The following is a 19784-nucleotide window of genomic DNA, read 5'->3' as shown; positions in this document are numbered from 1 at the left end:
TGTCTACACTCCGGCTTCGCCGGAGTACTGAGTCTACCCACATCTCTCAGTTAGTGCTTCGTCTCGGTTAAGAGACTTTCGCGCCGGGAGCTGGAGGTGTCATAGTTGCAGTCACATGGTCAGGGAAAACATTCTGACGAGTAAGGTTCGGGATATGAGCGCTTGTGAGAAGTTCCGCAAGCTTGCTGCATTTTTCCTGCATCTCTTCCATCAATTCATTTTGACGTGAAGTCAGGAATGAGAAGAACACCATCGCCGGAATCGCAACCGCCAAGCCCAAAGCTGTCGTATACATTGAAACCGAGATACCTTGCGCCAGCAAAGCTTGTTTCTGCGCAGGATCGGCTTGTGCAACCGCTTGGAACGACAGGATCAAACCGTGGATCGTACCCAAAAGACCCAGCAATGTTGCAACGTTGGCAAGCATTGAAAGATAGTGCAGGCGTTTTGTGTACAAAGGAATATTCTCTGACAAAGCGATATCATGAGCCTGGAAGATTGAATCGTCATCACGATCGGCTTTTTCCAAGATCGTTTTGAAAGCCGCCGCCAGAGGTTTTTTCTCAAGCTGTGCGCACATCAAAAGAGCTTCATCAAGTTTTTTTGCAAGCACCAGAGTTTGGACTTTGCCCATGAATTCTTCGGAATTCATCCCATACTCTTTGTAGAGCATTTTTGCTCGTTCTGCGACAAGGATCAAAGATCCGATACCAGTCAAAAGAATTGTCCAGCCTACGACACCGGATTCATTCATGAATTTAAGAAATGCCATTTGTTTCCTCCTTGGCAACGCCACCGCGCGACCATTTTGTAAGTTGCTCAGAACCAGTCCCTTGCACTTCGAGGAAACGAACAGCATAATGCAGGCCGGATTTTACATTCAGTCTTTGCTTTGAATAGTTCTTGCGAACGATCTCACAAAGAACATTAAAAGATTGGGAATTCACTTCAGACACTCTGAAATGAAGCATGATTTTTTGACCAGGCAGAAGAAGGGGATCGTTCAAAAGAACGAGAGCTCCATTTTCGCTGACGCTGACGGTCTGACCATCAAAGAATGAATGATCGTTGTGAGCGTATACCGGTGTCGTTAAATCAACACGTGGTACTTTTCGGTCTTTGAAAGATCCCGCGAGATGATCTTTGCTTTCGATGAGACGGCAAAGACGATCTTTGGAGAAATCCTGAAGATCACCTACGAGAGTCCAATTCTCGAGGTGCGGCGCCCATACGAAGTTATAATCATAGAGCTCGCCATTTTGGATCATTGTGATCAAGGATCTGTACTCGTAAGGACCGTATTTCATGTCCCCACGAAGAATAAACCACTCTTGACCTTTTGTAACTGTTGCTTGTGCCCCACCGCTCATACAACACCTTCTTACAATTGGATCGATTTTGGATCGAAGTTAATCTTCACGCTTGTGTTCGCGCCAGGAACTGCGCTGCCATGGAAAGTCAGAATCATAGTTGCTACATCATATGTCCAGCCGTTCGTTGCATCTTGCGGAACGACGACTCCATCAACACTTACCACGATAGTTTCTGGGATTGGTTCGCGAGTCAGCTTGAAAGCGCTGGAAAGCTGGATGATTGAGTCAGAGATGAGTGACAATGAAGTTCCGAAGTTAGAGCAGATCGAAGCTTTCACGCCGCCTGTTGCATCCGAAATCGCAGCATAGCGCTGAGCAACCTTTTGCGCCCCGGTATTCAACTGATTCAAACAAGCTGTATCTTGGATGGAAATTGTATTTACGGAGTAGTTTCTTCCAGCCGCCAAGCCACCAGTGTAAGAGTCCAGGAAGTTAGTATATTTTGAAACAGGATAAACACTGGCGCTGTTGTAGTCTTCTATCAAACCAGTTGTTGAATTTGAAAAGTCGTCTTCGTCACTCACGATAATAACCGCCAGGAATGCGTCAGAACGACGGAAACCAAGGGCATCATTCGTTGGTTCATTGCTTAAAGACTGATAAAGACTTTCAAAGGCACGTTCGTCACCATTCCCATTTACGCCAACCTTGGCGTTGATATCAAAGACACTGCTGAGGTTTGGAGTGTTCTTATCCATAACAAACACACCAGAATGAGTTGTATTTCCATCTCTGATTTTTGCTTTTACACTGTTCGCGTTGAATTGCTTTTCCCAGCCGTCTGTTGTGACCACTGCCATGTGGAAGTCATAGTTGAATTGGTTGAAGCGTGAAATGAATGATTGAAAGTTACTTGCCAAGTTAGCTTGTGATGATGCCATAGAGCCCGAGTTGTCGATCACCCAAAGGATATCGATCTTCTTAGGGACGTACACAGCTTCCTGCTTGAAGTCTGCAGAGTCTGCGAGAGTAGAGAAAGATCCTCCACCTTTAGCGCAACCTGCAAGCATTGCTACCGCTGAGGCGAATGTCATTGCTTTGCGTGCGACTTTGTTAACCATACTCTTGCCCTCCTAGGCATCCCCACCACGTTTGCGTTTCGTGATGAAGTTAGTTTCGTTGAAGAAGGTCGAAAACTGAAATGCCCCCTAAGTGCGTGAATTCGTTTTTTAATTTGTTAAGAGTCTCTTTTTGACACGTGCTAAATGATTGAAATCATGCGTGTTTGGCTAAAAGACCAGCCTCAAAATAATTTTCCACTGTTAAACCTTTGCGCACTTTACTTGAAAATTCAGCTTGGTGAGGTGGCTAAGTGCGCGTTTATTTGGGAAGTCTGAAAAGAGTGATGAACTTTTCGTCGCCTTAAAATTGAAATTTTAAACCGTGTTTCGTAACACTGGCTAGGGATCAAGGTCTCGCGAAAACTCTTCTTTAGATCAGTCTGGTTGGCGACTTGAGATGGGGTTCGATGTTCAAGCATAGAGGAGCGTCGTCAAAATTGCGACGCTCCCAGAGAGCGGAACTATGCTTTTTCGGTATTTTTTAAAGCTGCTTTGGCCTTCAGCCAGTAAGCTTCTTTGTCATCAAGACTCAACGTGCCCCAATCTTTGGAGTCGGCTTCGCTGAATTCAATCATTTTATTGAAGCGAGCTTCGAAGCGGGAGTTGGCTTTGCGCAGAACTTGTTCCGGATCCATGCCCAGGTGACGACCGAGTTGGGCCAGAGAGAACAGGACATCACCCAGTTCGTGTTCGATTTCCGCGGCAGAGACTAAATCCAGCGCTTCGCGCAATTCATCCAATTCCTCTTCAACTTTGACCATAACACCCTCGGCATTCGCCCAATCAAATTGCAACTTCTCGGTGCGTTTGCCTATTTTGAAAGCGCGTTGCAGAGCTGGCAGGGGAGGAACATTCAAGGCATAAGCAGATTTAGCCTCTTCGCCTTTCAGGGCTTTTTCCTTTTTCTTAATTTCTTCCCAGTTGCGAATCACTTCAGCAGAATCTGCGACGCTGACATCAGCAAAAACATGGGGGTGACGACGAATGAGTTTCTCGGAAATGCTCTCAATCACATCAGCAAGGGTGAATGCGCCACGCTCGCCGGCCATCTCTGAGTGCAACAGCACTTGGAAAAGAACGTCCCCCAGTTCTTCCTTCATTTTTTTGTCGCGATGCGATCCCTTGTCTTCAATGGCTTCCACCAGTTCGTGGGTTTCCTCAATTGCATACTGGGTCAAAGACTCATGAGTTTGCTCTTTATCCCAAGGGCAGCCGTCCGGACCCCGCAGTGATTTTACGATCTCGACTAAGGACTCAATTTGACGTAAGTTAGAGGGAGATTTTGCCATTTAGGGCCTCGACTTTCTTATTGGAATGGTATCAATGCTAGCCTAAACCGAGAGCCTAATGGAAGATCTAAATTGAGTATCAAAGTTGAGATTGGACGCAAACTAAGTTATGCAGCGAAACAAGCACTCAAAAAAGGGCGACAGTCCTACGACGCGTGTTAACTACGAAGATCACAGTCTGAAGTTTTTGGACTGGGTGGACTCCATTGGTTTGGAGAAAACTTTCTTCGGCCGTGTTGTGCAGTTGATGGAAGAAAAATTCTTTATTCGTCGTGCGGCTTTGATTTTCCTCTATTGCGTTCTACTTTCCTATACCATCTTTTATCAGTTCGATATTCCTTATAACTTCAATGTCGGCGATGTGGCGAAATTTGATGTCAGTTCGCCGATCGGCTTTGAGATGACCGATGAGGTCACGACTGAAGAGAAGCGACTTAAAAGTGAGTTCGCCGTGCCCATGGTTTATGACTATGACACGAATGTTTTTGAACGGGTCTCGCAAGGATTGATTCATTCTTTCCGTACTTTAAGGGCTTATTACCGTGAAACGAATTGGCCCAAGTCATCTGCTGAGCATCGCGCGAAGGTGAAAGAGTTCTTTCAGTACAAAAAGGAATTTGAAAAAGAGCTGGGCGTTCAAGTTTCTGACTTCATGTTTGAATGGTTGATTGATAACAAGTTCAATCCACGTATTGAATCTGTTCTGATCCGCAATCTTGAGAACTGGTATGAAAAGAAGATTGCAGAGGCTCCAGATCGCTTTATTCCGGCAAATCAAACCAACATCGTTGCCAGAGTGGTGCACAAGAATAATCTTGGCAGAGAGTTCTCAGTAAGCCGCAGTGAAGTGCTGGATTTGCAGGGGCCGGAAAACTTTAACCTCGATGATAAAAAAGATCTCGAGCGCTTTAGTGAAAGTGATCGTGCGAATATCTTGTATTTTGCACGTTCGTTGCTGGTTCCGAATATGACTTTGAACAAGCAGGAAATCGCAACTCGTCGTCAAGCGGCCCGAGAGGCGGTTATCCCGGTTTCAATCACGATTAAGAAAAATCAAACGATCATCGCTCAAGGGTCAGTGGTTCAGCCATTCCAGATGGCCGTAATCAAACAAATTGAGAATATTCGCGCCGATAAACGCAAAGACATCATGTCGCTTTCCATGGCCTTGTTGCTTTCTGTTTCCATCCTGGTGTTCTTTTCTTACTTGAAGCGATTTAGCTTAAATCGCGTGAAAGTGGAGTTTAAAGATCTCGTGGTCATGATGTTGATCGCCTTTGGGATGATCCTGTTCACGAAATTATATCTATTTATCACGGACGCCGCCTTCGTTTCCAAATTGGGCCATTTGCTGCCGGCGACTTTCTGGTTGTTTGCAGCTCCCGTTGCGGCGGGTCCGATGTTGGTAGGCTTGCTTGTAACCTCCGGTGAAGTGGTTTGGCTCTTTACGGCCTTTATCTCTGTCTGCCTGGGTGTGATGGTAGACTACAATTATGCGTTTATGATTGTCAGTTTGGTTGGCGGGATTGCCGCAGCTCGCGGGGTCTTTAACTGCAAAACTCGTAATGACATTTACTTCGCCGGGGTGAGAACGGGTATTGTGAATGCTCTGATGATTGCCTTTATTCTGACGATGACCAAGTACGATCAGGAGGGCGGAGTCAAAGAGATCCTCTTTGCTATTCCGGGTGGTTTCATCGGGGGTATTTTCAGTGCCTTGTTTGCGATGATGTTCATTCCTCTGTTGGAATCGATCTTTAACTACACGACGGATGTTAAATTGCTTGAGCTGAGCAATTTGAATCACCCTCTGTTGAAAGAGATGATCGTCAAGGCGCCGGGAACCTATCATCACTCTATGATGGTGGGATCAATGGTGGAAGCGGCGGCTGAAGAAATTGGGGCCAATCCATTGCTGGGTAAAGTGATGTGTTACTATCATGATATCGGCAAGATGGAGCACTCAAATTACTTCATTGAGAATCAAAAGCCGGGGCACAATCCTCATGATCATATTTCTCCGTTTATGAGTAAAACCCTTCTGATTGCCCACGTTAAGGATGGCGTGGAAATGGGGATTTCTTATAAGCTCGGCAAGCCTATTATTGACGGAGTGATTCAGCATCACGGCACCACCTTGATTTCATACTTCTTCAACAAGGCCTTGGATCTAAAAAAGGGAGATGACCCAGAAATTAGCGATCAGGACTTCCGTTATCCAGGGCCCAAACCGCAGTTCCGTGAATCTGCATTATGTATGCTGGCTGACAGTATCGAGGCTGCCGCACGTTCATTGGATGAGCCGACCCCGGCGCGTTTGCAGAACATTGTGCGAAATATCATTCAAAGAAAGTTCTCGGATGGGCAGTTGGATGAATGCAATCTGACTTTGAAAGATATTTCAAAAGTGGAAGCGGCCTTTATCCGCATCTTATTGGGAATTTACCATCAACGCATCGACTATCCTCGCAGTGCGGGTGGTGGTTTGGGTGAAGTGAGTAAGGGAACATAGATCGTATGCAAGTTCTAATCGTGAATGAATCCAAGCACGCCATTCCCCGCAAATTCGTTGAAGAATGGATGAAAGCTCTTACTGCTGAGTTAAAAAAACGCAAAGTCATCTCAGCAGACAAGGCCAAACGTGAGCTCGCGATGGTCTTCCTGGATAAGAAGCCTGCTCAGAAGATCAACAAAGAGTTCCGCGGAAAAGACTATGCCACCGATGTTTTGAGTTTTGATTCCATGGACCCTTTATCTTTGGGGGAGCTGGTGTTGTGTCCCGAGGTGCTCAAACGCCAGGCGAAAGAGCACGGCCTGACTTTCCAAAAAGAACTTGGCTACATGTTGCTCCACGGCGTTCTGCATCTTTTGGGTTATGACCACGAAACATCTGAGAAGGACGCCAAAGAAATGTTCGACCTTCAGGATGCTGTTTTCGAAAAGTTGCTGCAGAGCGGCTCTTGACATAGCTCCCGTAAAAAATGACATTGTTTGCATGTCTATCGTTACTGAAGCTTCAGAAGTAAAAAGTAAAATCTTAGCTCTCGAGAGTTTTTCAAAGGAACTCCGGGGGTATCTTTGACCTAGATAAGAAAAAGAAGCGTCTGGATGAGCTTGCGATCCAAGCAGAGAATCCGGCTCTTTGGGAAAAACCTGCAGAAATGCAAAAATTGAACAAAGAAAAAAGTCTGCTCGAAAAAGCAGTGGGTGAGTTCGAGGGTTTTTTAAACCGTATGAACGACGCCAAGGTTTTGCTTGAGATGGCTGAAGAGGCGCAGGACGAAGACAGTTTTACGGAAGTAAAAACCGAAGTCGCGGCTCTTGAAAAATTCGGACAAGAACTTGAATTAAAGCGAGTTCTTAATGGCGAGCTCGACAGCAATAGTACTTATCTATCGATCAACTCAGGAGCCGGTGGTACGGAATCCTGCGATTGGGCAGAGATGCTTCTTCGTATGTACATGCGTTACGCCGACAAACACGGCTACAAGTATCAGATGATCGATGTCACCGAGGGTGAGGGCGCGGGGATAAAATCCTGCACGCTTTTGATCGAAGGCCCTTATGCCTACGGGTATCTTAAGGCTGAATCAGGTGTGCATCGCCTGGTGCGTATTTCACCATTTGATTCGAGTGCAAGACGTCATACTTCTTTTGCCTCTGTGTTTGCCTGGGCAGAGGTTGATGACGATATCAATATTGAAGTGAAGCCTGATGAAATCAGAGTGGAAACCTTCCGTTCCAGCGGCGCCGGTGGACAGCACGTCAATAAAACCGACTCTGCAGTTCGTATGTACCATTTGCCGACAGGTATAGTGGTTTCTTGCCAAATTGAACGTTCGCAGATTCAGAACCGTGAAAAGGCGATGAAGATGTTGAAGGCGAAGCTTTACGAAAAAGAAATCGAAAAGCGCAATGCGGAAAAAGACGCAATGAATTCGGTGAAAAAGGCCAATGAGTGGGGATCGCAAATCCGCTCGTATGTCATGCATCCCTATCAGCTGGTGAAAGATCATCGCACGGATTTTGAGACCAATCAGGTTGATGACGTGATGAATGGCGATTTGGATGATTTCATTATGTCTTATCTTAAATCGCAAATCACAGCTGAAACTCCAGCGCTGTGAAAGTTTAAAATGAAAATCTTAAAGTGAGAGTCGGTAAAGTGAAGTTTGGCAAAATGAACCCAGCATTGGCGTGGATTTCTTGGCGGTTGTTGCTGTCGAGAAAAACACTCTTTGGTGGGACCGCTCCTCTCGCTCTTTTGGGCTTGGTCTTAGGGGTCGCGGCCCTGGTTGTATCTATGGCCGTGATGAGTGGATTTGAATCCACTTTGCAACAAGCGATGACCGATGTCTCGGGGCATGTCCAGGTTGTGAAGCGTTCCCGCTTTCCTGATGACTGGAAAGATCTGGAAACGCGAATCAAAAAGGCAGAGCCAACTTTGCAGGGGGCTACGCGCTTCGTGTTCGTCGAAGGAATCATGGCTCATAATGGTCAAATTTCTGGCGTTCTTTTGGAAGGCCTTGATACCGATCGTGTGAACAGTGTTCTGCGTTTCAAAGCTCGGGTGCAAAGTGGCAGCGATGATCTGACTCAGCCGTCAGAGGTCCCGCTGGCTTTGATTGGTTCGGGTCTTGCCAAGAAGATGAACCTTAAAGTGGGCGATGTATTTCGCGTCGTTGTGCCGGTGACAGAAACTGTGGATCCTTCAAGTCTGCAAAGACGAGTGGGGCAGTTCAAAGTTCAAGGCATTATGGAGCTCGGGAAGTACGACTGGAATGAGCGCTTTGTCGTTACCGGTTTGACGGCCGCACAACAGGTTGCGGATATTGGCGACCGCTATAGTGGATTGCTTTTGCGTTTTCAATCCGCGCAATACGCTCGGGAGGCGGGTTTTAACTTGAGTCGCAGCTTGGGTTCTCCTTACTGGGTTCGGGACTGGCGTGATTCAAATGAAAATCTTTTTGATGCTGTCAGCGTGGAGCGCCCGGCGATCTTTTTTGTGGTCTCCATTATTATTTTCGTAGCGGCCTTTAATATTTCCTCCACGTTATTTGTTAACGTTGTCCAGCGCTACAAAGACATTTCCATTCTTAAAACTGTGGGACTGAGTCGTAAAGACATCATTCAAATCTTCACTTTCCAGGGGCTTTTTATGGGCGCCTTGGGGCTGTTGGGGGGCTTTGTGCTGGGCTTCATTCTGTGTGGCCTTTTCAATATGGCGCAAAGCAGTCTGGGGCTGATTTCGGGGATGGTTTACCGAGTCGACAGCATCAGTTTGAGCATTCGTTTTTCCGACACCATCGCGATTTGTTTTGCGACTTTATTGATCTGTTTTATTGCTACCTTGGCTCCGGCACGCAGAGGCGGGCAGCTGACGCCAATGGAAGGACTTCGTAATGAGTGATGCAAATGTTTTCATGAAAGCCACAGACATTCATAAATCCTACTCTCATGCGAAGGGTGAACTCGAGATTTTGCGCGGAGTGAGCCTGGAAATTAAAGAGGGCGAGGCTTTGGCGATTTTGGGTTCTTCAGGCGCCGGCAAGAGCACCTTGTTGCAAATTATGGGGACTCTGGATCGTCCCACTCGCGGGCAATTGACCTGTGAAGGACGTGACTTGTTGGCGATGAGTGACGAAGAACTGTCAAAATTTAGAAACTCGGAAATGGGTTTCGTCTTTCAATTTCATCATCTCTTGAGTGAGTTCACGGCCCTTGAAAATGTCATGATTCCTTGTCGCGTGGCAGGGGAGTCACCAAAGATTGCAAAAGAAAAAGCTTTGCATCTTTTGGAATTTATGGGGCTGGCTGAGCGCGCCCAGCATTACGCGAATGAGCTGTCAGGCGGCGAGTTGCAGCGTGTCGCTATTGCTCGCGCATTAGTCCGCAGTCCTAAAATCCTCTTTGCTGACGAGCCTACGGGGAACCTGGATTCTCAGACCAGCGGAAAAATCCAAGAACTCTTTTTCAGACTCAAGGAAGAGCTAAAATTGGCCATCGTCATCGTCACTCACGATCTTACTTTTGCCACTAGATTTCCGAAGGTCTACCGAATGAAAGACGGTCAATGGGTCTAAACCGTTGAAAAAGGATCAGCTGACTGCGTTGTCGGCAGTTTTCTTCCATTCCGGCGTAGCGCTGCTACGCCTACATTTCACAAAACTACCTCCGCCTTGCATCTGACCCTTTTTGAACGGTTTAAGATCTAAGTGGGTCTGTTCGGTCGTTCTGGAAATTAAGTTGCAGCGCTCCTATTTGACAGGACCTTGGTCTTAGGCTACGATTCCTCAAATAAATTGTAAGTATGGAAAACCTTTGGGTTTTTCGAAAAAAACAACATGTTGGGGAATTCGAACTTTGTTTAAGCTTCTTTGTGCTCTGCTTATAGTTACTTCGACTTCGCCGCTTTTAGCGGCGCCTAAGGCGAAGAAATCATCCCAAAAGAAACCATCAGAGGTTGTGGATACTTCCAATCTTCCTTCTGGTTTGACCATCAAAAACATTGAGATCACTGGCAATCGCAAAATTGAAAAAGACGCGATCGTCGCGAAGCTCACTTCCAAAGTGAATGAAGAGTATTCCGCGAAGCATATTCGTGAGGATGTTGAAGCTCTTTTCAAGCTGGGCTACTTCAATGATATTGAAGTAGATCGTTCTGTTGCGGGCAAAGATGTGTCTTTGACTTACAAGGTTCTGGAAAAACCTTCGATTGCAGAGATTGCTTACGAAGGTAATAACGAAATTAAATCTGATGATATTGCTGAAGCCGCAGGGATTAAGCCTTATCAGCTTCTCAATATGCCAAAGATTAAAGAGGCGGTTGAGAAAGTTCAAAAGCTTTATGAAGACAAAGGTTTCTTCCTGGCTAAAGTTGAAGCGGAAGTGGAAATCATCACGAAAGATGAAACTGTTCGCTTAATCTTCAAAGTCCGTGAGAATGATAAAGTGAAAGTGAAAAAGATCACTTTCCTCGGTAATAAGCATCTGACAGAGCGCGAGTTGAAAACAAAAATGCTCACGCAAGAGGGTGGATTCTTTTCTGCAATGAGCGGCTCTGGCCAATACAAGCAAGAGATGTTTGAGCGCGATGTTCAAATCTTGCGTTTCGCTTACTACAATCAAGGGTATGTTCAGGCGAAAGTGGACCGTCCACAGGTGACGGTGACTCCTGATAAAAAGAATATTTATATCACCATCCATATCGAAGAAGGTGAGCAGTACTCTGTAGGGGATGTTGACTTCGCCGGTGATATTTTGTTCCCGAAAGAGGAGCTTTATTCTGCCATTCAAATCGATAAAAACGGTGTCTTTGCTTACGATGTCTTGCAAAAGGATATCAGTGAGTTGACAGCGAAGTACGGCGATTTGGGATATGCTTATGCCAACGTTATTCCACGTACGCGCTTCAATGATAAAGAGCGCAAAGTGGATTTGGTGTTTGAATTCGACAAGGGTTCAAAAGTTTACTTCGGCAAATTCAATGTGATCGGTAACTCCAAGACTCGTGACAAGGTTGTACGTCGTGAATTGAAAGTTCATGAAGGGGAGCTCTATAATGAGACTCGTCGTCGTCAATCATTGGAAAATATTCAACGTCTGGGCTTCTTTGAGGAAGTGAACTTTAAGACGTCAGTCGACCCTGTGCACAATGAGATCATGAACGTGGATATCAATGTGAAGGAGCGTAATACCGGGCAAATCCAATTGGGTGCTGGTTACGGAACCTCACAAGGTTTTACTCTTCAAGGATCTGTGAATCAGTCAAACTTCTTGGGTAAAGGTCAAAACCTTGGTGCCTCTTTGAATCTGAGTGGTACAGGTAGTTACTACAGTTTGTCTTTCACCGAGCCTTACGTGAATGACACTCTCTGGTCAGCCGGTGCCGATGTGTATCGCAGTGCCAACTCCGCACGTCTTGACTACGAAGAGGCTCACACTGGTGCGGCTGTTCGTTTTGGTCACCCGGTGGCGGAAAACACACGCGGTTATTTGCGCTTGAAATATGATAAGTCTGAATTGGATCCGACCTATGATTCTTCTGGAAAAGTAATTACGGATCAGGACTTGTTCCCATTGTCGACAGCTTCCGGTGAAACGGCTTCGGTCACAGGCACTCTTGAGTATGACACAAGAAATGATCGTTTTTCTCCGACAAAAGGTATCTTCGCGAGTGCTTCTTATGAGTACGCAGGTCTTGCTGGGACTATCAAATACAATCGCATGAACGGAACTTTCCGTTTCTTTAAAAACATCTTCTGGGATGTTACTTGGAGAAATTCACTTCAGTACGCGAAGATTGCCAGCATTGGCGGGGAAGATGTGCCATTCAATGAATTGTATCTACTTGGTGGACCTTACTCGTTGAGGGGTTATCGTTCGTACCGCGTTGGTAAAATGAAGTTCTCTAAGAAGATTCATAATGAGCTGACGGATCCAGCGCATGTTGGTGGGCCGGTGCCAGAACCATCAGCAACTCAGCAAGCCATGCGTTTCTACGGCGGTACTCAACAAGCCTTGTATCAAACAGAGCTGCAATTCCCATTGGTTAAAGATGCGCAGATTTATGGTGCGGGATTCTTCGATATCGGTGCGGCAGATGATGTTTTGACGTCAGATAATTTCTTTGCCGATGTGGGTTTTGGTATCCGTTGGTATTCACCAATTGGGGTGTTGCGTTTCGAGTGGGGCTTCCCTTTGAATCGTGATCCTTTGTATCATGATGCCACAGTCTTCGAATTCTCCATCGGGCCTAGCTTCTAAGCGGACCGGTGAAAAAGGCCCGCTCGACTGCGTTGTCGGGCCTTTCGCTTCACTCCGACGTGGCGCTGCCACGCCTGCGTTTCGCGAAAAACCCTCCGCCTTGCGATCGGACCTTTTTGACCGGTCCTTGGTTTTGTGGGGTATGAGGCGGGTTTAGTAGATTTGTTTTTTATATTTAAGGGGATTTTTTTATGAATAAGGGTTTGCTTTTTTTGTGTGTGGTTTTGGCAACGGTTGTGGCTAAGGCTGAGTCTAAAATTGGGTTTGTGGATGTTCCTAAGGCTATTCAGGCTACTTCGGCTGGTAAAAAGGCTAAGGCTGAACTTGAGGGTCAGTTTAATGTGAAGAAGAAAGAGCTTGAGAAAAAAGAAGCTGACTTGAAGAAGATGAATGAAGACTTTGAGAAGAAGAAGACTGTTTTGTCTGAAGAAGCATTGCGCACGAAACAGATGGAATTCCAGAGTGAGATGATGAAATTCAGAGACGAAGTGGCTAAGAGTCAGTCTGAAATTCAAAAAAGACAGCAAGAATTGACGGCTCCTATTTTGGAGAAGATGCAAAAAACTATCGCAAAAGTTTCTAAAGATCAGGGCTATACACTTGTCTTGCAAAACACACAGGGAGTTCTTTTTGCAACACCTGAGATTGATTTGACGGATGCAGTAATCAAAGCGTTCGAAAAAGATAAATAGAGCGTAGCTTTTCGACCACAGGTCTGTGATTCGCGCGCTCTGGGGAACGAAATTATCGTTTCCTTTTGCAGGCGGAAGCTGGCACAATTACCTAGTCGGATTTAAAGATTTTGAAGGAGTATACAATGAAAAAAATGGTCGTGGTGTTGAGTGCTCTATTGATGGCAGCCGCAGCACATGCAGAGACAAAAGTTGGTTTCGTAGATATGCAAAAAGCTATTCAATCTACTTCTGCTGGTAAAAAGGCAAAAGCGGAACTTGAAGGCGATTTTAGCAAAAAGAAAAAAGAACTTGAGAAGAAAGAAGCCGATTTGAAAAAAATGGGCGAGGACTTGGAAAAGAAAAAGTCTGTTCTTTCAGAAGAAGCTCTTGGTAAAAAACAAGCTGAGTTCCAAGAAGAGATGCTGAAATACCGCGATGTGGTTGGAAAAAGCCAAGTTGAAATCCAAAAAAAGGAAAGAGACCTAACTGCTCCAATTCTTGAGAAAATGAAAAAAGTGATCGCTAAGATCGCTAAAGAAAAAGGTTACTCGCTGATTATGGAAAATAATCAAGCGATCTTGTTCGCAACGCCTGAAAGTGATCTGACAGACGAAGTGATTAAGGCCTACGAGAAAGAAAAATAGTTAGAGAGATAAAAGGGCCTCACGAAGGCCCTTTTTAAATTTAAACGTACTTAGGACAGATTATGGCAAATTATAAAATTCATCCAAGCAGTGTTATTTCAGCCGATGTAGAGATCGCGGACGATGTGGAAATCGGACCTTATTGCTTGATTCAAGGTAAAGTTAAAATTGGTAAAGGCACGTTTGTAGAAGGTCATGTGACCTTGGGAAGTCGCCACGGTATCTTGGAAATTGGCGAAAACAATCATTTCAGTCCCGGTGCAGTTATCGGCGGCGCTCCTCAGGATATTTCTTATAAGGGCGAACCGACCTCTTTGATTATTGGCAACAATAATACCTTCCGTGAGTTTTCCACTGTGAATTTGGCGACAAGTAAGCATGATAAAAAGACCGAAATTGGTAACAACGGTTACTTTATGGCTTACACGCATATTGGTCATGACTGTAAAGTTGGTAACAACGTCATCATCGCCAATGACTCTCATTTGGGTGGTCACTGTATTATTGATGACGGCGTGACGATTGGTGGGGTGAGTGCCTTCAATCAATTTGTGCGTGTTGGGCGTGGTGCTTTTGTTGCGGGCTCAGCAGTTGTTAATAAAGACATTCTGCCGTTCTGCCGCGCTCAAGGGAACTATGCAATGGCTCGTGCGACCAATAAGATTGGTCTTTCACGTAAAGGATTCTCTCGTGAAGAGGTTTCCAATGTTCATAAAGCCATCCGTATCATGATCTTGGGTTCGCACACTGTTGAAGAAGGCATTGCGCGCGTTGAGCAAGAGTGCGTGATGAGCGAAAACATTATCTATTTCATTAACTTTATGAAAACGACGAAACGTGGACTTGCAATCGACAGAAGTCCTAAAGGCTGGCAAGACGATGAGTAAAAAACTTCGCGGCGCGGTTATCGGTGTAGGTTATCTGGGTACTTTCCATGCTCAGAAATATAAAAATAATCCGAATGTGGAGCTGGTGGGTGTTTGTGATGCCTTCCCTGCGCAAGCTGATAAAGTAGCGGCCGAGTTGGGTGTTAAAAGTTTCCATCGTCCGCAGGATCTTATCGGTCAAGTGGATCTGGTGACAATCGCAGCCAGCACTCTTAGCCACTTTGAAGTGGCTAAGATGTTTTTGCAAAATGGCGTTCATGTGAACGTTGAAAAGCCAATTACAGCGACAGTCCCTCAAGCCGAGGAACTTGTCGCTTTGGCTGCAAAAAACAATTTGAAACTTGCGGTGGGGCATATCGAAAGATTCAACCCTTCTGTAAATGAAATTAAAAAACATATTAAGAATCCAAAGACCATTGAGTTGGTGCGTACTGCGCCTTACAAAACTCGTGGTGCGGATGTCAGCGTTCTCCATGATTTGATGATTCATGATATGGATTTGCTATTCTGGTTGAGTGGCAGTGAAATCGACTCCATGATCGCCTCGGGCACTATGTTGGTGTCCAAAGAGTTGGATACTTGTTCTGCCTCTTTCAAAATGAAAAACGGTGTGCAAGGAATCATCACGGTGTCTCGCGTGGCGACAACACCAACAAGATCTGTTCGCATTGTTCAGGATGATTGCACGATCTTCGGCAATACTGGCATTCATGAAATCGAAAAAGTTGAAAAAGGTGATGGCACTCCAGACAATCTCACGAAAGTGACGAAGTGGACCGTCAACAAAGAAGACGCACTTCAAAAGGAAACAGACGCCTTTGTTGATTGCGTATTGAATAACACGACTCCTGTTGTAACGGGTTTGGATGGTCTCAAGGCTCTTAAAGCCATCGAGCAAGTTCAGAATTTGGTCTGTACGCCGGCTTCGTCGGTTTAGAAAATGAGGATTCATGGATCAGGTTTTATTTGTCGCAGCTGAAGCATCCAGTGTTACCTATGCTCAGCGTATTCTTGAAACATGGAAGAAGCAGGGGCGTAAAGTCCATGCTTTCGGTGTTGGCAGTCAGGAAATGGAAAATCTGGGATTTGAACGTCTTGGTAAATCCGAAGAGATGGCTGTAGTTGGCGCGGCAGAGATCATCAATCACTTCAGCCTTCTTAAAGGCGTATTTGACAATTTGGTGGCGGAAGCTGAAAAGCGCCGCCCTAAAGTGGCAGTAGTAATGGATTACCCTGAGTTCAATTTAATGTTGGCGAAGAAGCTTCATGCGTTGGGCATTCCGGTTGTTTATTATATTTCCCCACAAGTCTGGGCATGGCGTAAGGGCCGTGTTAAGACGATCAAAAAATACTGCAAAAAAGTTTTCGTTCTTTTTCCCTTTGAGGTGCCTTTCTATGAGGAGCACGGGGTTCCCTGTGATTTCGTGGGACATCCCTTGTTAGACGAATTGGATGAGCGTTTGATCGACGATGAGGCTTATCTAAAGACCCATCGCAATCAATGCGGTATCCGGGATGATGAAATTGTTTTGGGCTTGATGCCGGGCAGTCGTCGTTTGGAACTCAAACAGCATTTTCAGATTCAATTGGATGCGGCAAGAATTCTTGCCAAGAAATATCCTAATTTGAAAGTTGTGATTCTGACGGCACCGACCTTTAGCAAAGAGCAAATGCAGGACTATCTCGAAGACTTCCGCTTGCCTTATATTCTTCTTAAAGACGAGCCCTTCCGTATGATCCACTTGGTGGACATGATGTTGGTCGCTTCGGGCACTGCCACCCTTCAAGTGGGGTTGCTGAAGAAACCGATGGTTATCATGTACAAGATGAAATGGCTCACGGGCGTTTTTGCGAAGCTTGTCGTTCGTGGAACCAAATATTTTGGTTTGGTGAATTTGATCTTGAATCGCGAAGCGGTTCCGGAAAGATTCCAGAGCGAAGTCACTCCAGAGAAAATCGCGGCTTTGTTGGAACGCTATATAGTGGATCCCGCTTACTATTCCAAAATTAAATCAGACCTGGGCGAGCTTCGTTCTTATCTTGGTGATAAGGGCGCAACTCAGCGTGTGGTTGCTGCTTTGGATGAGTACCTAAAGCCATGAGACCTTATCTTCGTCCGCTGTCATTTTTGTATGATCAGATCGTGGGGGTTAAAAACTCCCTCTATGATCGCGGCGTGATCGAAGCTTATAAGGCTCCAATTCCAGTCATCAGTATTGGAAATTTGACAGTTGGCGGAACCGGCAAAACCCCACTGACGGATTTTTGTCTTAAATATTTGGTTCAGGCGGGAAGAAAAGTGGCTGTTGTCAGCCGCTCTTACCGCGCGGATGCGCAAGCACCTTGTTGGGTGGATGTCAGTCATCCCTTCGGAGCACGTTATTATGGTGATGAACCATTGTTGTTGGCGCAAGCAAACCCGGAAGTCGCAGTCTTTGTAGGCTCGACGAAGTGGCGAACTGCTGAATATGCAGTCCGTAAAGAAAAGTATGATGTCGTCATCGTTGATGACGGTTTTCAGCACCGCAAACTGCAACGTGATTTGAATATTGTGATTTTGGATGCCACCGAAGACATGGCGAACTATGAAGTGGTTCCGGAGGGGCGTGCCCGTGAATCTTGGGCAGGCCTGGAACGAGCTGACTTGATTGTTCTGACCAAATGCAACCTGGCTGACGAGGCCAATCTGAAGGCTCTGGAAGCAAAGCTTCCGAAGAACAAAGAAGTTTTGTATTTCGGTTATGATATTCGAAAGTTTTGGAATCAAAAACAATCCGAATTTAAGTCTCGAGAAGAATTGCAGGGGAAGAAACTGTTCTTGGTTTCGGCGATCGCGCGTCCTGATGTTTTCGAGAAAATGATGAGGGAAATCGGTGAGGTTTCTAAAAAGAGCCTGCACTTCCGTGATCATCATCAATACACGGAGAATGATGCCCGCCAGATCGTGGAAGAATTCGAAAAATCTCAATGTGATTACTTGATCACAACGGAAAAAGACGCCGTGAAATTACGCCCCTTGATGCCCAAAACTCCGACTCTGTGGAGTGCCTCCTTAGAAGTGGCAGAATTGGGAAAAAAAGGTCGTCTTTATGAGGTTATCAGTGAAATTCTTAGTTCAGCTCATCGTTAAAATTGCTACGGCCATCAGTTCTTTGTTTCCTCGCCAAGTCCTCCGCAAGATGGGTTCTTGGGTGGGTTTTTTGTGGTTTGATGTCTTTGGCTTTCGTCGCCAAATTGTCCTGGATAACTTGAAACTCGCCTTTCCAGAGTGGACTGACGAGCAAAGACGTGCGGTCGGTCGCGAATCTGTTTATCAATTGGGATATAACTTTGCCGAGATTTTTACAATTCCTTCGATGAACCAAAAATGGCTCGATAAGAATGCCGTGATTGAAGGTTGGGAAAACTTAGAAGAAGCATCTAAGCAAAACAAAGGGATCTTCTTTCTGACTTTGCATTTAGGCAATGGCGATATGGGGGCCAACACTGTCGCCATGCGTGGACAAGAGATCTATATCATTACCAAGCGTTTCAAAACCAAATGGTTCGATGACATGTGGTTTGCAGTTCGTGGATCTCAAGGTGTTCAATACATTGATGCCCATTCTCCGAACAATGCCTTTGAGATTTTAAAGGCCTTAAAAAAGAAAGCCGCTTTGGTTTTTGTTTTGGATCAATACATGGGAAAGCCTTTCGGAATCGCGAGCACCTTTTTTGGAAAACGGACGGGGACGGCCTATGGTCTAGCTCTGTTTGTGCAAAAAACCAAGGCGCCGGTTCTTCCGATCTATACCTACGAGGGGCCTGATAAAAAACTTCACACAGTTATTGAACCAGCAATGGACTTAGCGAAATGTGTCGTTGATGATAAGGATCAGACCATCTCTAATATGACTCAGGCCTTCAATGACAAGCTGGAGTCGATTATTAGGAAGCACCCTGAACAGTGGATGTGGGTGCATCGGCGTTGGAAGGACTTTTAAGTGAAGTACAGCTCGTTTCTCATCATCTCAACTCTTCTGCTCTCTTCTTGCTCGACTTCATTTTTGAAGTATGAAAAAGCGGATCAACTCAAGAAGATGGATGAGTTCGATGAGAAAGTGAAGATTGTCGAGCCCTCTGCGACCGCAACTCCCGAAGCCACCTCCGCGGTCAGCCCACCTGCGAAAACCGAAGTAGCTCCTGCTCCAGCAAAGAAACCAGCAAAGTCAGCTGGTAAAACTTCGCCTTCCTTAGAGAAAAAAACTGAAACGAAGGTAAAAGCAAAATCTAAGAAAGAAGCGGCAGTCGTTGCTGCGGCCCCAGTCGCGGAAGCTGTGGTGACACGTCGACAGCCTGATATCGAAGACGATGCGGGTTTTGACGGTCGTCGTCCCATTCAAGATCCAATCCGAGTCGGAGAAGAAGTCATTCACGATGTGAATTATTTCAAAGTTTCCGCAGGAACTTTGAAAATGCGCGTCGATCCCTTTGTGACTGTGAATGATCGCAAAGCTTATTCTTTGAAAATGTTTATCAGTACAAGCTCGTTGTTTTCGTCTTTTTACAGTGTCGACGACAGCGTTGATATTTTTATGGACTACAACTCTTTGGTGCCAAGCGTTTTCCAATTGCATGTCAAAGAATCTGGTCAGCTTCGCGAAGCCAAAATGCTTTTCAATGACAAAGACAGCACAGCAACTTTCTGGGAAAAGAAAGTGACTGAAAAAGACGGCGTCGAAGAAAAGAAGCAACACTGGGACATTTTGCCCTACACTCAGAATGTCTATAGCGCTGTTTTCTATATGAGATTTTTCCAATGGGAAGTGGGCAAAGAATACGCTTTCCGTGTTGCCAACGATAAAGAGAATCTGGTGTTCTCTGGCAAAGCTTTGCGCAAGGAAGTCTTAGAGACCAAATTGGGTCCGATGAAGGCCATTGTGATTCAACCGAACATCATGCTTAAAGGGAAGTTCAAATCCATCGGCGAAAACCTGATCTGGCTTTCCGACGACGATCGTCGCTATATCCTCCGCATCGAAGCCAAAATCAAAATCGGCACCCTTATCTCCGAAGTCGTAGAAATCAAACCCGGAAAATAGGTACGCCGT

Annotated in this window: 18 protein-coding genes; 14 read left to right on the top strand and 4 right to left on the bottom strand. The window is 45.6% G+C overall.

Features of this window, described 5'->3' with window-relative positions; translation table 11 throughout:
* Positions 1–67 precede the first annotated feature (67 nt).
* The 4 genes from NWE73_RS14300 to mazG form a co-directional block, all read right to left on the bottom strand.
* The gene (locus tag NWE73_RS14300; protein WP_277579022.1) at positions 68–772 is read right to left on the bottom strand and encodes a MotA/TolQ/ExbB proton channel family protein; all 705 of its coding nucleotides are present in this window, start codon (positions 770–772) and stop codon (positions 68–70) included.
* Positions 759–1370: a PilZ domain-containing protein gene (locus NWE73_RS14295; protein WP_277579021.1), complete on the bottom strand. Its 612-nt coding sequence runs from the start codon at positions 1368–1370 to the stop codon at positions 759–761. Before NWE73_RS14295 ends, NWE73_RS14300 begins: the two co-directional genes overlap by 14 nt.
* Positions 1371–1381: 11 nt before the next feature.
* The gene (locus NWE73_RS14290) at positions 1382–2434 is read right to left on the bottom strand and encodes a vWA domain-containing protein (protein WP_277579020.1); all 1053 of its coding nucleotides are present in this window, start codon (positions 2432–2434) and stop codon (positions 1382–1384) included.
* 461 nt (positions 2435–2895) lie between these two features.
* On the bottom strand, positions 2896–3723 hold the full coding sequence (gene mazG / locus NWE73_RS14285) for a nucleoside triphosphate pyrophosphohydrolase (protein ID WP_277579019.1): 828 nt from the start codon (positions 3721–3723) through the stop codon (positions 2896–2898).
* A gap of 109 nt (positions 3724–3832) precedes the next feature.
* On the opposite strand from mazG, the gene NWE73_RS14280 reads away from it, so the two are divergent.
* The 14 genes from NWE73_RS14280 (at position 3833) to NWE73_RS14215 (ending at position 19775) form a co-directional block, all read left to right on the top strand.
* A complete protein-coding gene (locus tag NWE73_RS14280; RefSeq protein ID WP_277579018.1) occupies positions 3833–6235 on the top strand; it encodes an HD family phosphohydrolase in 2403 nt (800 codons plus the stop codon).
* 5 nt (positions 6236–6240) lie between these two features.
* Positions 6241–6687, top strand: coding sequence for an rRNA maturation RNase YbeY (gene ybeY, locus NWE73_RS14275; protein ID WP_277579017.1), 447 nt, complete (start codon positions 6241–6243; stop codon positions 6685–6687).
* 31 nt (positions 6688–6718) lie between these two features.
* Positions 6719–7850, top strand: a protein-coding gene (gene prfB, locus NWE73_RS14270) for a peptide chain release factor 2 (protein ID WP_277579016.1) whose coding sequence is annotated in 2 segments (ribosomal slippage) — positions 6719–6799 and positions 6801–7850 — 1131 coding nt in all. Because the reading frame shifts where the segments join, the coding sequence is not laid out codon by codon here.
* A 23-nt stretch (positions 7851–7873) separates the two neighbouring features.
* Positions 7874–9133, top strand: coding sequence for an FtsX-like permease family protein (locus NWE73_RS14265; RefSeq protein WP_277579015.1), 1260 nt, complete (start codon positions 7874–7876; stop codon positions 9131–9133).
* A gap of 13 nt (positions 9134–9146) precedes the next feature.
* On the top strand, positions 9147–9806 hold the full coding sequence (locus NWE73_RS14260) for an ABC transporter ATP-binding protein (protein ID WP_407652963.1): 660 nt from the start codon (positions 9147–9149) through the stop codon (positions 9804–9806).
* 280 nt (positions 9807–10086) lie between these two features.
* Complete coding sequence (gene bamA / locus NWE73_RS14255; protein WP_277579013.1) at positions 10087–12489, top strand: outer membrane protein assembly factor BamA; 2403 nt, start codon at positions 10087–10089, stop codon at positions 12487–12489.
* A gap of 191 nt (positions 12490–12680) precedes the next feature.
* A complete protein-coding gene (locus tag NWE73_RS14250; RefSeq protein ID WP_277579012.1) occupies positions 12681–13181 on the top strand; it encodes an OmpH family outer membrane protein in 501 nt (166 codons plus the stop codon).
* A 125-nt stretch (positions 13182–13306) separates the two neighbouring features.
* Positions 13307–13807, top strand: a complete 501-nt coding sequence (locus NWE73_RS14245; protein ID WP_277579011.1) for an OmpH family outer membrane protein — start codon at positions 13307–13309, stop codon at positions 13805–13807.
* 62 nt (positions 13808–13869) lie between these two features.
* Positions 13870–14694: an acyl-ACP--UDP-N-acetylglucosamine O-acyltransferase gene (lpxA, locus tag NWE73_RS14240; protein WP_277579010.1), complete on the top strand. Its 825-nt coding sequence runs from the start codon at positions 13870–13872 to the stop codon at positions 14692–14694.
* Positions 14645–15631, top strand: coding sequence for a Gfo/Idh/MocA family protein (locus NWE73_RS14235; protein ID WP_277579009.1), 987 nt, complete (start codon positions 14645–14647; stop codon positions 15629–15631). Before lpxA ends, NWE73_RS14235 begins: the two co-directional genes overlap by 50 nt.
* A 13-nt stretch (positions 15632–15644) precedes the next feature.
* Entirely contained in the window at positions 15645–16796 is a 1152-nt protein-coding gene (gene lpxB, locus NWE73_RS14230; protein WP_277579008.1) for a lipid-A-disaccharide synthase, read from the top strand.
* A complete protein-coding gene (lpxK, locus tag NWE73_RS14225) occupies positions 16793–17824 on the top strand; it encodes a tetraacyldisaccharide 4'-kinase (RefSeq protein ID WP_277579007.1) in 1032 nt (343 codons plus the stop codon). Before lpxB ends, lpxK begins: the two co-directional genes overlap by 4 nt.
* Positions 17796–18677 carry a lysophospholipid acyltransferase family protein gene (locus NWE73_RS14220; protein WP_277579006.1) on the top strand — a complete coding sequence of 294 codons (882 nt, stop codon included), beginning with the start codon at positions 17796–17798 and terminating at the stop codon, positions 18675–18677. Before lpxK ends, NWE73_RS14220 begins: the two co-directional genes overlap by 29 nt.
* The gene (locus tag NWE73_RS14215) at positions 18678–19775 is read left to right on the top strand and encodes a DUF3108 domain-containing protein (RefSeq protein ID WP_277579005.1); all 1098 of its coding nucleotides are present in this window, start codon (positions 18678–18680) and stop codon (positions 19773–19775) included.
* Positions 19776–19784 lie beyond the last annotated feature (9 nt).

It is taken from the genome of Bdellovibrio svalbardensis (genome assembly GCF_029531655.1).
Lineage (GTDB): Bacteria > Bdellovibrionota > Bdellovibrionia > Bdellovibrionales > Bdellovibrionaceae > Bdellovibrio > Bdellovibrio svalbardensis.
The sequence above is the reverse complement of the archived record's forward strand: the minus strand, read 5'-3'. Positions and strand labels throughout refer to the sequence as shown.